Here is a 12742-nt window from a genome sequence, read left to right as displayed (position 1 = left end):
GACGATATGCGCGCGAACATGTATACACTTATACAAATGCACCATTTAATTTCGAAAAAACGACATAACGCCCTGTTGCGGTGCGACTGGTTCTTGGTAAAGTCTGGAAAAAACCAATAAGTCCAATCTCTATCTGGTGAAGTGTCTAAATGATCGAATCCGTCGAAGACTTCCTTGCGCGCCTGAAACAGCGCGACCCGGCCCAACCTGAATTCCACCAAGCAGTGGAAGAAGTATTGCGCAGCCTCTGGCCTTTCCTTGAAGCCAATCCGCATTACCTTCAGGCAGGTATCCTTGAGCGTATGGTCGAACCGGAGCGTGCAATTCTGTTCCGCGTGTCATGGGTCGACGATTCCGGCAAGGTCCACGTCAACCGCGGCTACCGCATCCAGATGAGCAGTGCCATCGGTCCGTACAAGGGCGGCCTGCGTTTCCACCGCTCAGTAAACCTGGGCGTACTCAAGTTCCTGGCATTCGAACAGGTATTCAAGAATTCCCTGACCTCGTTGCCCATGGGCGGCGGCAAGGGTGGTTCGGACTTCGATCCGAAGGGCAAGAGCGACGCCGAAGTCATGCGCTTCTGCCAAGCCTTCATGAGCGAACTGTACCGTCACATCGGCGCAGACCTGGACGTGCCTGCCGGTGACATCGGTGTCGGTGCCCGCGAGATCGGCTACATGTTCGGTCAGTACAAGCGCCTGGCCAACCAGTTCACTTCAGTGCTCACCGGCAAGGGCATGACCTACGGTGGCAGCCTGATTCGTCCCGAAGCCACCGGCTATGGCTGCGTGTACTTCGCCGAAGAAATGCTCAAGCGCCAAGACCTGCGTATCGACGGTCGCCGTGTGGCCATCTCCGGTTCCGGTAACGTTGCCCAGTACGCTGCGCGCAAAGTCATGGACCTGGGTGGCAAAGTCATTTCGCTGTCCGACTCCGAAGGCACCCTGTACTGCGAAGCGGGCATGACCGACGAGCAGTGGGACGCAGTGATGGAGCTGAAAAACGTCAAGCGTGGCCGTATCAGCGAACTTGCCGAGCGTTTCGGTCTGGAATTTCTCAAGGGTCAAACCCCATGGAGTCTGACTTGCGACATCGCTCTGCCATGTGCAACCCAGAACGAGCTCAATGGTGAAGACGCCCGTACTCTGCTGCGCAATGGCTGCATCTGTGTGGCCGAAGGCGCGAACATGCCGACCACCCTCGACGCTGTGGATATCTTCATCGACGCCGGCATTCTCTTCGCCCCAGGCAAGGCGTCCAACGCTGGCGGTGTGGCTGTGAGCGGTCTGGAAATGTCGCAGAACGCCATGCGCCTGTTGTGGACCGCTGGTGAGGTAGACAGCAAGCTGCACAACATCATGCAGTCGATCCACCACGCCTGTGTTCACTACGGTGAGGAAAATGGCCGGATCAACTACGTGAAAGGCGCCAACATCGCCGGCTTCGTTAAAATTGCCGACGCCATGCTGGCCCAGGGTGTGGTTTAAACCTCTGGTGTAACGGCGACGATCTCGATCGACAGATCCCCTGCGGGTCGTCGCCACACCACTTCATCGCCAGGGGCTGCACCCAACAGGGCGCGGCCCAGCGGTGAGCCCCAGTTGATCAGGTCGTTGGCCGCATCGGCCTGATCTTCACCGACCAGTTGCACCTGGTGCTCCTGGTTTTGTTCATCAATGAATGTCACCCGGCTGCCGATCTGTACCTTGCTTGTGGAAGTAGCCTTGGGCACCACTTGCGCGCTCTGCACGCGAACGTTGAAATAGCGCAGGTCGCTCGGTGTCGGCCAGGCGTTGTTTGTCTGAGTGCTCGCCTTGAGACTGCAACTCAGCGCGCAAGGTATTGAGTGCACTTACCCGCTGCTGCAACTGGACAAGCCCTTGAGCGGTGACATAGTTGGATTGTTCGCTGATCCTGCGCTCTACCGGCTGGTCCGCCTGCGCGGCGGCCTGGTCTTCGTTGACGAATGCTCGGCTCATGATGTCCTCCTTTCTAGAGGAGACCATGCTGACAGATCATCCGTTGCATCGATTGCGTACAAGCGACCTATTTGCGTCGATAGGCGCGGGCTGCATCGCGGTCTTTCTCTTCCTGCCACTGTTCGTTGCGTTCATCCCAATGGCTGGCGCGGTAGCTCTGCAAGTCCTGGTTTTCCTGCATTGAATGGCATTGGCGGAACCCATCATCCCAACCGCTTTCATACTGCCGGCTGTGCAGGTAGCGGGGTACATTCTTGCGAAAATCCCCAGCCATTACGCCAGCGGCCTGGCGGCCGCTGCTGCAGCCGTCCTGAAAACCGTCAGCGTAGGCGGGCGGATAACCTTGATTGATCAATTGCTCGTGGGTTGTCTGGCAACCGCCGAGCACCACCGCCATTCCCATTATTTGCGCCGTACCGCCACATATTCAGATTCTCCACGTGCCTGGAAAAGTCTAGGGCGTGGCTTGTCGGCGCGCTGTCAAAAGGATGTGATCAAGGTGTTGGGTGATCGAGGCCTAGTAGTAGTACCACTTCAATTCCAGCATCAGCTCGTTCTGCGCCGTCGCCAACTGACTGAATTCGCGCTTGGCGCTGAGACGCAAGCCCAGGTCGCGGGACAGCTCCCATTGCTGGTTCAGGCTCAAACTGCGGCGTACCTCGCCATTGGTGAAATAATCGCCTTTGCCTTCAAGGCTCAACGTGCCCAACGGGTTGCGCCATAGCAGGCGGTGTGAAGCCTGCTGCCGGAGAAATGACTTCGGCAAGCGTTATTGTGCTCAACCCTCACCTGTACCCAGGGCAAATCCAAGCAACTCGTCAGCAGCTGCCAGGTGCCCCCTGCGCCGCCATTGACGGTGGCTGACAGCACTTCATCCTCATGCTTGCCCAGTACGCGCTCAAGACCGCCGGTAACCTGCCCACGACCACGGCTGCAGCAGGGTGTTGCGCGGCGTCATCGAGCGGATAGTGGCAAGGTCCAGGCGTTGGACCTGCAGTCGTTGCCTTCGTACTGGCGTACCTTTAGTTGCAGAATTTCGATCTGTGCGCCGAGTGGGAAGCTATACGCGTTGTCGTTGAGGTCGTGATACGCCATGCGCAGACCGTATTCGGCAAAGGCGCGGTCTTCGCGAGTGCCTGCACCCAACTGCCAGGTGCGAGACTGATGGCCATCTTCGGGCAGGCCTGGACGTTCGATGTCCAGTTCTGGCGCCGGGTTGCGGTTGATCGCCCGCAACAATTCGAAACTGCGCTGGGTTCGCGCAGGGTCACGTTCCTGACCGTTGGCCCGATAGCGTTCCAGGCGGTAGGCGGCATCTTGTATCAAGGCCTGGCGCTCGCGGGGCAGGGCGGTGAACGCGGGGCTCTGCAACAGCGTGGTATCGGTGCTTACTGCCAACACTTGCTGTTGTTCGCTGGCGTCCAGAGGCTTGGCCCGCTCGAGCAGTTCGCGCTCGCGTGAGGGCCGATAATCTATTCGCTCCACCAGGCCGGACTGTTTGACCGCCTTGACTGTGTCGGTGGGTATTGCAGTGAGCGGGAACTGTGAAGTCAGGTCCAGGCTGGGGCGGGCCACCTGGAGCAGTTCCAGCAGGCGATAGGAGCAGTTTTCGTCGAAGAAGAAGTAGTCGAACTGGATCTGCTTGAGCTCCAGATATGTTCGACCATACGTCCGGTTTCTTCCGGGGTAAGGTTGAGCCGGTACTCCCACAGGTCGCGGTTCTCCAGGCTGCGGTATTCGGAGAGCTTTTCCTGATAGGGCACCAGGGCGAACAACCCCGGATAACCGCCCATCAGGCCTTTCCAGGCATAAAGAATACTGTTGTCGTTGCCTTCAATGTAGGCACCGAAGTTGACCGCATAGCTGAGCAGGGCCGTCTCGTTACTCTGCACGTCGGCCTGGTCGATGCGCAGCAGCGTGTGACCGAACATCGAGGACGGGCTGTTGAGATAGGCCGCCGGAAAGATCATTACCGCGCTATGTGGCGACACATCCTTGTACCACTGCGTGTACTCCTTGCAGTCGGGTGCAGGCAGGTCGGTGAGTTGCAGTTGCTCACGCAGCCACCGCGTGCGCGCCGGAAATACGCATTGTGCGTGCTTGTCGCCAAGGTTTGCCGGGGCATACAGCGCCGCAACCGTGGCCCGCAACTCCTGGTCGGGATGGTGCGCACCGTCCTCGGCAAGGAAGAAGCGCCGGTCATCGACATAGCTGCGCCATCCGCCGAGCTTGGCTGTTTCGTAGTGGCCCAAAGATATCCAGTAACGATCGGCAGCCAATTGTGAAAGGCGTGAGTCATCGATCGAGGGCGCAGCATGCAGCGGGGCGCAGGCACAGAGCGCCAGGTAGGCAAGGCGTTTGAGCATGTCGGGCAACTAAGTCTGAATGATGCCGATAGAGGCAGGAAACAACCCGCCCCGGTTAGGGGCGGGTGGGCCGAGCTTAAGCCTGGGTTGCGTATTTGGCCAGGCGTGGATCGCTTTTCAGAATGGCCAGTGTGTTGGTGTGGACATCTTCGGCGGTCACATCTGCAGTCTTGAAGATTTCCTGGAAGTGTTGATGGGTGACAGTGGCAAAGTGCGCACGGTCTTCTGGGGCTACGCCGAGTACCACGGCGTAGGTGGTCAGGGCTTCACCCTGGCCCTTGGCCATGTCTTCGGAGAGCTCGTTCATCATCCCGTTCATGGCGAACCAGGATTTACCGCCATAGGTCAGCGCTGCATTGGTCGAGCAGCCATTGGTGCCCGAGGTCATGCCGAACGTGGCGTTGCCAGAGGTGCCGTTGGTGGTGGATGCGAGGAAGTGGGCCGGTGTGCCTCGTTGGCCCTCGAACAGCATGTTGCCCCAGCCGCAGTCAGGTCCGCCAGGGGCCTGGGCCATGGCGTTGAGAGAGACCGCGGTGAACAGAGTACCCAGAAGAATCCGTTTCATAGCTTTGTTCTCTTTCTAGTCGTAGATACCAAAGGTCAGGGTTGTCTGGCATATCTGTCAGCAGAGTGCCAGGGGCGGGTCGGTTATTTACCCAGCCGCGCAGTAATGGAGTTTAGGCACGATCTAAGGGTTCCGTGATTTATTGCGAAAAATTGCTGAGGAAGTTGACGCCACGCGGGTTTTCACCCCTGCGACATATTGTTCCGATGAGCCTTGCAAGGCGCGGGCAGGCAGCGCCAGAATGCTTTCATCCGCCCCGCCGAAGTAAGGAAGCCCGATGCCCGATCCTGTTGCTGCGAGCCTGCGTCTTGCGCCAGAAGCCTTGACCCGGCCGTTTTCCGCCGAACAGTTCGCCTTTTCCACCACCAATGATCTGGAGCCTTTTCGCGGTGTGCTTGGCCAGGAACGTGCTGTCGAAGCCTTGCAGTTCGGCGTCGCCATGCCTCGTCCTGGGTACAACGTATTTGTCATGGGTGAGCCCGGTACCGGGCGATTCTCGTTCGTCAAACGTTACCTCAAGGCCGAAGGCAAGCGCTTGCAGACGCCCTCGGATTGGGTCTACGTCAACAATTTCGATGACCCTCGTGAACCCCGGGCCCTGGAACTGCCGCCAGGCAGCGCAGGATCGTTCATTTGTGACATTGGCGGTTTGATCGACAATTTGCTGGCAACCTTTCCGGCTGTGTTTGAGCATCCGTCCTACCAGCAGAAGAAAAGCGCCATCGACCGCGCTTTCAACCAGCGATACGACCGCGCGCTGGATGTGATCGAGCGCGCGTCGCTGGAGAAAGACGTAGCCCTGTACCGTGACAGCAGCAACGTTGCCTTTACGCCGATGGCCGATGGCAAGGCGCTGGATGAAGCGGAGTTTGCGCAGTTGCCAGAGGCCCTGCGCGAGCGCTTTCACGACGATATCGCTGATCTGGAGGAGCGCCTCAACGAAGAACTCGCCAGCCTGCCGCAGTGGAAGCGTGAGTCGAACAATCAGCTGCGTCAGCTGAACGAGGAAACCATTACCCTGGCGCTGCAGCCATTGTTGGCGCCGCTGTCGGAAAAGTACGCGGAGAATGCGGCCGTCTGCGCTTACCTGCAGGCCGTGCAGGTGTATCTGTTGCGCACAGTGGTCGAGCAACTGGTCGATGACAGCAAGACCGACGCCCAGGCGCGCAAGCTCCTGGAAGAGCAATATGCCCCGAGTCTGGTGGTTGGCCATCACGTCAGTGGTGGTGCGCCGGTAGTGTTCGAGCCGCACCCGACCTATGACAATCTGTTTGGCCGGATCGAATACAGCACTGACCAGGGCGCCTTGTACACCACCTATCGTCAGTTGCGTCCTGGCGCCTTGCATCGGGCCAACGGTGGGTTCCTGATTCTTGAAGCCGAGAAGATGCTTGGCGAGCCCTTTGTCTGGGACGCCCTGAAGCGAGCCCTGCAGTCGCGCAAGCTGAAAATGGAGTCGCCGTTGGGTGAGTACGGCCGTTTGGCTACCGTCACCCTCAATCCGCAAATGTTGCCGCTGAACATCAAGGTCGTGATCATCGGTTCGCGCCAGCTCTATTACGCCCTGCAAGACCACGACCCGGACTTCCAGGAGATGTTCCGGGTGCTGGTGGACTTCGATGAAGACATTCCAATGGTCGATGAAAGCCTGGAGCAGTTCGCTCAGTTGCTCAAGACCCGCACCAGCGAAGAGGGCATGGCGCCGCTCACCGGGGATGCCGTGGCGCGGCTGGCGACCTACAGCGCGCGCCTGGCCGAAAATCAGGGGCGCCTGTCAGCGCGTATTGGCGACTTGTTCCAGTTGGTCAGTGAGGCAGACTTCATTCGCCACCTGGCCAGCGACGATATGACCGATGTCGGTCATATCGAGCGGGCGCTGAAGGCCAAGGCTACCCGTACCGGTCGGGTGTCGGCGCGAATTCTCGACGACATGCTGGCCGGCATCATCCTCATCGATACCGAAGGGGCCGCTGTAGGCAAATGCAACGGTCTTACCGTGCTGGAGGTCGGGGATTCGGCCTTTGGTGTGCCGGCGCGCATTTCCGCTACGGTCTATCCAGGTGGCAGCGGAATTGTCGATATCGAACGCGAGGTCAACCTTGGCCAACCGATTCACTCCAAAGGAGTAATGATCCTCACCGGGTATCTGGGAAGCCGTTATGCCCAGGAATTCCCGCTGGCGATTTCGGCAAGTATTGCCCTGGAGCAGTCCTACGGATATGTGGACGGTGACAGTGCATCGCTGGGTGAAGCCTGCACTCTGATTTCAGCCCTGTCGAAGACGCCACTCAAGCAGTGCTTCGCGATCACCGGTTCGATCAACCAGTTCGGCGAAGTACAGGCGGTCGGTGGGGTCAACGAGAAAATCGAAGGCTTCTTCCGGCTCTGTGAAGCACGAGGACTGACGGGCGAGCAGGGGGCGATCATCCCGCGCGCCAACGTTGCCACGCTGATGCTGGATGAGCGGGTTCTGCAGGCCGTACGTGCTGGCATGTTCCATGTCTACGCGGTAAGCCAGGCCGACGAAGCCTTGAGCCTGCTGGTAGGCGAGCCTGCTGGCGAGCCGAATGCCGAGGGCGAATTCCCTGAAGGCAGTGTCAACGCCCGTGTAGTCGAACGCCTGCGAGTGATTGCCGAGATGATCAGCGAGGAAGACCTCAAGGAGGCCGAGAAAGAGCAGGCCGAACTGGCCTTGGCCCAGGTCAAATCGTCCTGAGTCAAATTATCGGCGCTCCAGCGGCTGTGACCGCTGGGCGCCGGTTTTTTCACGCGAAAGCAAATCTCTTCTATTCTTCACATTAAGGACTGTAGTCACTACAGGAATGAAACAGCCCTGTGCGCAGGGTTGAACAGGGGTTTTACCGAGGATCGACGCCATGCCGCGCAGCCTCAGCCTTACTCGTCAATGCCTGGGCCTGGTGACTCGCATTGAATGCAGTATTCGTCCGCTGGCCGGCGACAACGGCATGTGGACCCTTCTTTTCGCCGCAGGGATGGCGGGCGAACAACCTTCTGCGATCAAGGCTCAAGGGCCGTTTCATGGGCCTTTCGTGGCTGAGTCGGTACTCGATGCTATCGTCGACAGCTTGACCCTTCACGGTTATCAGCTGGCGGATGATCCGCAGATCTGGTGCGTGCATCTGCAAGCCCAGCTTCGCCGGATCAATGGCGAGCGCGTCCACCACGTCGGTGACTTCCAGTTCCATCCGGAAACCTGAAGCGTTCCTCCGGACCCGCCAATCTCGCCCGGTACTGCCTGTGTCAGCGTGCCACGGGCTTTTTCTGTCATGGCTGGCTGTTTATACTCCTGTTCGCTTTTAATGCCACCTGACGAGTTATCAATGGAACGTATTATCGAAAATGCGATGTATGCCTCGCGCTGGCTGCTCGCTCCGATCTATTTTGGTCTGTCGTTGGGCCTGCTGGCGCTAGCACTGAAGTTCTTCCAGGAGATCTTCCATGTATTGCCCAATATCTTTTCCCTGGCTGAAGCCGACCTCATCCTGGTGATCCTGTCCTTGATCGACATGGCGCTGGTGGGCGGGCTGCTGGTGATGGTGATGATTTCCGGCTACGAGAACTTTGTCTCGCAACTGGACATTGATGAGGACAAGGAAAAGCTCAATTGGCTGGGCAAGATGGACTCATCTTCGTTGAAGATGAAGGTTGCAGCGTCGATCGTGGCAATTTCCTCGATCCATCTGTTGCGGGTGTTCATGGATGCACGCAACATCGAGACCGAATACTTGATGTGGTATGTGATCATCCACATGACTTTCGTAGTGTCGGCATTCGCCATGGGCTATCTGGATAAGCTGACCAAGCACTGATCGCTCTGCCAGGCGTATTACCTGACCGCCCGTCCGTTGCAAAACGGACGGGCGGTTGTGTTTTTGCCTTGTGCTTTGACGCGTGCTGTACAAAAAATGAACCGTCACTCGAAGTGCCTGCTCCACGTTCCAGTAGCGAGGTATCGCAATGAACCTTCAACAACTGAACACTGAGGCCAAGGCCGGTCATGTGGAAGAGCTCAACCTGATTGCCATCGAAGGCGGCGACTTCATTCTTGAGGCCCGTGTCAAAGGCCATGCCCACCCCCTTTCCGATACGCAGGGGCAGCGTCTGAAAGTGCATTCGGTGGTCGATGCGCAACGTCTGCTCAATGGTTTGCCTGCCGTGCCTGTGCACCTTGTCCATTGGTCGATGGATGACGAGATGTGCGGAGGAAGCAGTGCCGGCGATGGCGATATGAAAATACCGATGCCGCGACGTTCCGCCTGGTAGCTGAACTGCTTTGCCGCAGTGTGCTAGGCTGCTCGCCCTTTTCATAAAGGGCGCGGTTGTCGTGCGCCCTGCAGCGGAGCAAGCAAATGTCCGAAATCAACCTGTCTACCGACGAAACGCGCGTCAGCTACGGCATCGGCCGTCAGCTGGGTGGCCAACTGCGCGACAACCCGCCACCGGGCGTTAACCTGGACGCCATCCTGGCCGGCCTGACCGACGCATTCAACGGCAAAGACAGCCGCGTCAGTGAAGAAGACCTGTCGGCCAGCTTCAAGGTCATCCGTGAAGTGATGCAAGCTGAAGCTGCTGCCAAGGCCGAAGCGGCTGCGGGTGAAGGCAAAGCGTTCCTGGCCGAGAACGCCAAGCGTGATGGCATCACCACCCTGGCTTCGGGTCTGCAGTTCGAAGTGCTGACCGCAGGCGAAGGCGCCAAGCCAAGCCGCGACGACAGCGTTCGCACTCACTACCACGGCACCCTGATCGACGGCACCGTCTTCGACAGCTCCTACGAACGTGGCCAGCCAGCAGAATTCCCGGTTGGCGGCGTGATCGCAGGCTGGACCGAAGCGCTGCAACTGATGAATGCCGGCAGCAAGTGGCGCCTGTACGTTCCGAGCGAGCTGGCTTACGGCGCTCAGGGCGTTGGCAGCATTCCGCCGCACAGCGTACTGGTATTCGACGTCGAGCTGCTGGACGTCCTGTAACACCTATCGCGGGGCTAGCTCACTCCCACAGGGTTGTAACTGCTGTGGGCGCGGGCTCGCCCCCCGATGCTGTTCAGTTCCACTCGGTTCCACCGCCAGGGCGCAACGCCCGTGCGTAGCAGAACAGGAACAGGTTCCTCACCAGTTCCTTGAGTACTATCGGCTCACTTGAGTTCAAGCCATTGATATCCAGGTCTCCCTGATCGCGCAGTTCGTCCAGTGCTTCTTGTTCGAGCACGGCACAGACTTCGCCGGTTTCCCGGTGCAGGATACGAAGGTAAGGGTGCGGCCGGTCAAGCCAGGCGTCTATCAGATAAGTCATGGCTATTCTCCTTGGAAGCGTCCAATGAGAATAATTCTTATTATCAAAATAGCAAGGGTCTATTGGTAAAAAAGCGCCCAATGGTGCAGCAAGTTGTTTCGAGGCCGGGCGCCAGCCTCGAAACCGGCAGGGTCAGACCTTGCGGACGAACTCGGACTTCAGCTTCATCGGGCCGATGCCGTCGATCTTGCAATCGATGTCGTGGTCGCCGTCGCACAGGCGGATGTTCTTGACCTTGGTGCCGACCTTGACCACCAGTGAGGTACCTTTGACTTTCAAGTCCTTGATCACCGTGATGGTATCGCCGTCCTGAAGAACGTTGCCAACCGAATCCTTCTTGACCGCTTCATCGCTGGCTGCCTCGGTTTCACCAGCGGCGGACCACTCGTGTGCACACTCGGGGCAGATCAGTTGGACGCCATCTTCGTAGGTGTATTCGGAGTTGCATTTAGGGCAGGGTGGCAAAGTGCTCACTAGGGTTCCTCAAGACGTACAGGTACAAAACCTACATTATATAGGGTTTTGTTGGCCAGCGGGCGAATGCAATCGCGGGGCAAGCCCGCTCCCGCAGTGGGAACGGGGTTGCCCCGCGATTGGGGAGGTGCGGATCAGTGGGTACGGGCGACTGCGAATTCGCTCAGTTCCACCAGGGCGTCGCGGTATTCGCTGGCTGGCAGCACTTCCAGGCAGGTGATGGCACGGGCTACATAGTCGCGGGCCAATTGCGCGGTGTAATCCAGCGAGCCAGAGGCTTCCACCGCTGCACGGATGCTCTCGAGGTCTTCGATGCCGCCTTTCTGGATGGCCTGGCGTACCAGGGCCGCCTGTTCGGGGGTGCCTTCACGCATGGTGTAGATCAGTGGCAAGGTTGGCTTGCCTTCGGCCAGATCGTCGCCGACGTTCTTGCCCAGGGTCTGTGCATCGCCCTTGTAGTCGAGCAGGTCGTCGACTAGTTGGAATGCGACACCGAGGTGATCACCGAAGGTGCGCAAGGCCTCGCTCTGCTCAGGCGTCGCCTGGGCCAGGGCAGCGGCGCTGTGGGTCGACGCTTCGAACAACATCGCGGTCTTGCCGCGAATGACGTCCATGTAGACCTCTTCGGTGGTGCTGGCGTCGCGTACCTTCGATAGCTGCAGGACTTCGCCTTCGGCGATCACGCGAGTAGCCTTGGAGAGGATCTGCATGACCGGCATCGAGCCCAGTTCGACCATCATTTCGAACGAGCGCGAATAGAGGAAGTCACCCACCAGCACACTGGGTGCGTTGCCCCACAGGGCGTTGGCCGTGGAACGGCCGCGGCGCATGCCGGACATGTCGACGACGTCGTCATGCAGTAAAGTGGCGGTGTGCAGGAATTCGATGGTGGCGGCCAGCAGGCGCACGTCGTCGCCTTCGCGACCAAGGGCTTTGCCACACAGCAGCACCAGCAACGGGCGCAAGCGCTTGCCACCAGCTGAAGTGATGTAGTCGCCGATTTTCGATACCAGCGGTACACGCGAAGTCAGCTGTTTCTTGATAATCTCGTCAACGGCGCTGAAGTCATCCGCTACCGCACGGTAGAAAGCTTGGGGTTGCATCGGCCACAGGTGCTCCATAAAGGTTGCGCGGCATGCTAGGTCGCGGGTCCCGGCCTGTCAAGGCGCGGTCCGGGCAAACCGGGGGCAGGACTTGCAAGGGATGCACGCCTTGCGTACAATCGCGCACCCTGAACTTCCTGGGCAGCACCTGCCTTACGCAATTGCACTGGGCCGTTCCAGCCCTATGCAGCCATGCCAGCCAATACTCTTACTATAAAGAGCTGGGTGAGCAGGATTATCGGAGAAATACCCATGTACGCAGTAATTGTTACCGGTGGCAAGCAGTACAAAGTCGCCGAAGGTGAATACCTGAAAATCGAAAAACTGGAAATCGCCACTGGCGAATCCGTTACCTTCGACCGCGTTCTGTTGGTTGCCAATGGCGACGACGTGAACATCGGCGCTCCAGTCGTTGCTGGTGCCAAGGTTGTTGCTGAAGTGATCTCGCAAGGTCGTCACGACAAAGTGCGCATCATCAAGTTCCGCCGCCGTAAGCACCACATGAAGCGTATGGGCCACCGCCAGTGGTTCACCGAAATCAAGATCACCGGTATTTCGGCTTAATCGCCTAAATCCCCATTTCTGGAGAATTGAACCATGGCACACAAAAAAGCTGGTGGTAGTACCCGTAACGGTCGCGACTCAGAAGCCAAACGCCTTGGCGTGAAGATGTATGGCGGCCAGGCTATCGTTCCTGGCAACATCATCGTGCGTCAGCGCGGCACCCAATTCCACGCTGGCTACGGCGTTGGCATGGGTAAGGATCACACCCTGTTCGCCAAGATCGAGGGTAAGATCAAGTTTGAAGTTAAAGGCGCCTTCGGTCGTCGTTACGTGAGCATCGTCGCGGCCTGATCGCGTTGACGCTGGAAAAGCCCTGTCTCGCGACGGGGCTTTTTCGTTTGTGGGGTGAGTCTCTTGCAAAGCTGTTTGTATGGGCTGCCG

13 protein-coding genes and 2 pseudogenes are annotated in these 12742 nt (G+C 58.5%); 8 read left to right on the top strand and 7 right to left on the bottom strand.

Annotation, left to right across the window (positions count from 1 at the left end; translation table 11 throughout):
* Positions 1-149: 149 nt before the first annotated feature.
* Positions 150-1487 carry an NADP-specific glutamate dehydrogenase gene (gene gdhA, locus D3Z90_RS23200; RefSeq protein ID WP_136478225.1) on the top strand — a complete coding sequence of 446 codons (1338 nt, stop codon included), beginning with the start codon at positions 150-152 and terminating at the stop codon, positions 1485-1487.
* Here the strand turns inward: gdhA and D3Z90_RS23195 are convergent.
* From D3Z90_RS23195 to D3Z90_RS23180, 4 genes and pseudogenes are all read right to left on the bottom strand, one after another.
* Positions 1484-1979 (bottom strand): annotated as a pseudogene (locus D3Z90_RS23195) (GreA/GreB family elongation factor). The gene gdhA and the pseudogene D3Z90_RS23195 overlap by 4 nt on opposite strands.
* 67 nt (positions 1980-2046) lie before the next feature.
* The gene (locus D3Z90_RS23190) at positions 2047-2382 is read right to left on the bottom strand and encodes a hypothetical protein (protein WP_136478224.1); all 336 of its coding nucleotides are present in this window, start codon (positions 2380-2382) and stop codon (positions 2047-2049) included.
* Positions 2383-2496: 114 nt separating this feature from the next.
* A pseudogene (locus D3Z90_RS27455) lies at positions 2497-4345 on the bottom strand (DUF4105 domain-containing protein).
* Between the two features lie 76 nt (positions 4346-4421).
* Positions 4422-4910: a DUF3015 domain-containing protein gene (locus D3Z90_RS23180; protein WP_136478223.1), complete on the bottom strand. Its 489-nt coding sequence runs from the start codon at positions 4908-4910 to the stop codon at positions 4422-4424.
* A gap of 277 nt (positions 4911-5187) precedes the next feature.
* Here D3Z90_RS23180 and D3Z90_RS23175 point away from each other — a divergent pair, with 277 nt between their 5' ends.
* The 5 genes from D3Z90_RS23175 (at position 5188) to D3Z90_RS23155 (ending at position 9898) form a co-directional block, all read left to right on the top strand.
* Positions 5188-7626: a Lon protease family protein gene (locus D3Z90_RS23175; protein ID WP_136478222.1), complete on the top strand. Its 2439-nt coding sequence runs from the start codon at positions 5188-5190 to the stop codon at positions 7624-7626.
* A 160-nt stretch (positions 7627-7786) separates the two neighbouring features.
* The gene (locus D3Z90_RS23170; RefSeq protein WP_136478221.1) at positions 7787-8128 is read left to right on the top strand and encodes a hypothetical protein; all 342 of its coding nucleotides are present in this window, start codon (positions 7787-7789) and stop codon (positions 8126-8128) included.
* Positions 8129-8251: 123 nt separating this feature from the next.
* The gene (locus D3Z90_RS23165) at positions 8252-8740 is read left to right on the top strand and encodes a TIGR00645 family protein (protein WP_038614811.1); all 489 of its coding nucleotides are present in this window, start codon (positions 8252-8254) and stop codon (positions 8738-8740) included.
* Between the two features lie 148 nt (positions 8741-8888).
* Positions 8889-9194 carry a DUF6482 family protein gene (locus D3Z90_RS23160; RefSeq protein WP_136478220.1) on the top strand — a complete coding sequence of 102 codons (306 nt, stop codon included), beginning with the start codon at positions 8889-8891 and terminating at the stop codon, positions 9192-9194.
* Positions 9195-9280: 86 nt separating this feature from the next.
* Positions 9281-9898 (top strand): FKBP-type peptidyl-prolyl cis-trans isomerase, encoded by a 618-nt coding sequence (locus D3Z90_RS23155; protein WP_136478219.1) that lies wholly within the window; start codon positions 9281-9283, stop codon positions 9896-9898.
* A 73-nt stretch (positions 9899-9971) separates the two neighbouring features.
* Here D3Z90_RS23155 and D3Z90_RS23150 read toward each other — a convergent pair whose 3' ends face one another.
* The 3 genes from D3Z90_RS23150 to D3Z90_RS23140 all read right to left on the bottom strand — a co-directional run bounded on the left by D3Z90_RS23150 (position 9972) and on the right by D3Z90_RS23140 (position 11797).
* Complete coding sequence (locus D3Z90_RS23150) at positions 9972-10220, bottom strand: hypothetical protein (RefSeq protein WP_136478218.1); 249 nt, start codon at positions 10218-10220, stop codon at positions 9972-9974.
* A 132-nt stretch (positions 10221-10352) separates the two neighbouring features.
* Entirely contained in the window at positions 10353-10694 is a 342-nt protein-coding gene (locus D3Z90_RS23145) for a zinc ribbon domain-containing protein YjdM (RefSeq protein ID WP_136478217.1), read from the bottom strand.
* A 134-nt stretch (positions 10695-10828) separates the two neighbouring features.
* Positions 10829-11797 (bottom strand): polyprenyl synthetase family protein, encoded by a 969-nt coding sequence (locus tag D3Z90_RS23140; protein ID WP_136478216.1) that lies wholly within the window; start codon positions 11795-11797, stop codon positions 10829-10831.
* Positions 11798-12049: 252 nt separating this feature from the next.
* Between D3Z90_RS23140 and rplU the strand changes: the two genes are divergently transcribed.
* Both rplU and rpmA read left to right on the top strand, forming a co-directional pair.
* A complete protein-coding gene (gene rplU / locus D3Z90_RS23135; RefSeq protein WP_010225695.1) occupies positions 12050-12361 on the top strand; it encodes a 50S ribosomal protein L21 in 312 nt (103 codons plus the stop codon).
* 33 nt (positions 12362-12394) lie between these two features.
* Positions 12395-12652, top strand: a complete 258-nt coding sequence (gene rpmA / locus D3Z90_RS23130) for a 50S ribosomal protein L27 (RefSeq protein ID WP_045187979.1) — start codon at positions 12395-12397, stop codon at positions 12650-12652.
* Positions 12653-12742 lie beyond the last annotated feature (90 nt).

The organism is Pseudomonas sp. DG56-2, from assembly GCF_004803755.1.
In the GTDB taxonomy this organism is placed as follows: domain Bacteria; phylum Pseudomonadota; class Gammaproteobacteria; order Pseudomonadales; family Pseudomonadaceae; genus Aquipseudomonas; species Aquipseudomonas auratipiscis.
The sequence above is the reverse complement of the archived record's forward strand: the minus strand, read 5'-3'. Positions and strand labels throughout refer to the sequence as shown.

What these genes read in the sequence shown, in the direction of transcription:
- gdhA (WP_136478225.1), top strand. Translation starts at nt 150, where the DNA reads ATGATCGAATCCGTCGAAGACTTCCTTGCGCGCCTGAAACAGCGCGAC.
- D3Z90_RS23190 (WP_136478224.1), bottom strand. Translation starts at nt 2,382, where the DNA reads ATGGGAATGGCGGTGGTGCTCGGCGGTTGCCAGACAACCCACGAGCAA.
- D3Z90_RS23180 (WP_136478223.1), bottom strand. Translation starts at nt 4,910, where the DNA reads ATGAAACGGATTCTTCTGGGTACTCTGTTCACCGCGGTCTCTCTCAAC.
- D3Z90_RS23175 (WP_136478222.1), top strand. Translation starts at nt 5,188, where the DNA reads ATGCCCGATCCTGTTGCTGCGAGCCTGCGTCTTGCGCCAGAAGCCTTG.
- D3Z90_RS23170 (WP_136478221.1), top strand. Translation starts at nt 7,787, where the DNA reads ATGCCGCGCAGCCTCAGCCTTACTCGTCAATGCCTGGGCCTGGTGACT.
- D3Z90_RS23165 (WP_038614811.1), top strand. Translation starts at nt 8,252, where the DNA reads ATGGAACGTATTATCGAAAATGCGATGTATGCCTCGCGCTGGCTGCTC.
- D3Z90_RS23160 (WP_136478220.1), top strand. Translation starts at nt 8,889, where the DNA reads ATGAACCTTCAACAACTGAACACTGAGGCCAAGGCCGGTCATGTGGAA.
- D3Z90_RS23155 (WP_136478219.1), top strand. Translation starts at nt 9,281, where the DNA reads ATGTCCGAAATCAACCTGTCTACCGACGAAACGCGCGTCAGCTACGGC.
- D3Z90_RS23150 (WP_136478218.1), bottom strand. Translation starts at nt 10,220, where the DNA reads ATGACTTATCTGATAGACGCCTGGCTTGACCGGCCGCACCCTTACCTT.
- D3Z90_RS23140 (WP_136478216.1), bottom strand. Translation starts at nt 11,797, where the DNA reads ATGCAACCCCAAGCTTTCTACCGTGCGGTAGCGGATGACTTCAGCGCC.
- rplU (WP_010225695.1), top strand. Translation starts at nt 12,050, where the DNA reads ATGTACGCAGTAATTGTTACCGGTGGCAAGCAGTACAAAGTCGCCGAA.
- rpmA (WP_045187979.1), top strand. Translation starts at nt 12,395, where the DNA reads ATGGCACACAAAAAAGCTGGTGGTAGTACCCGTAACGGTCGCGACTCA.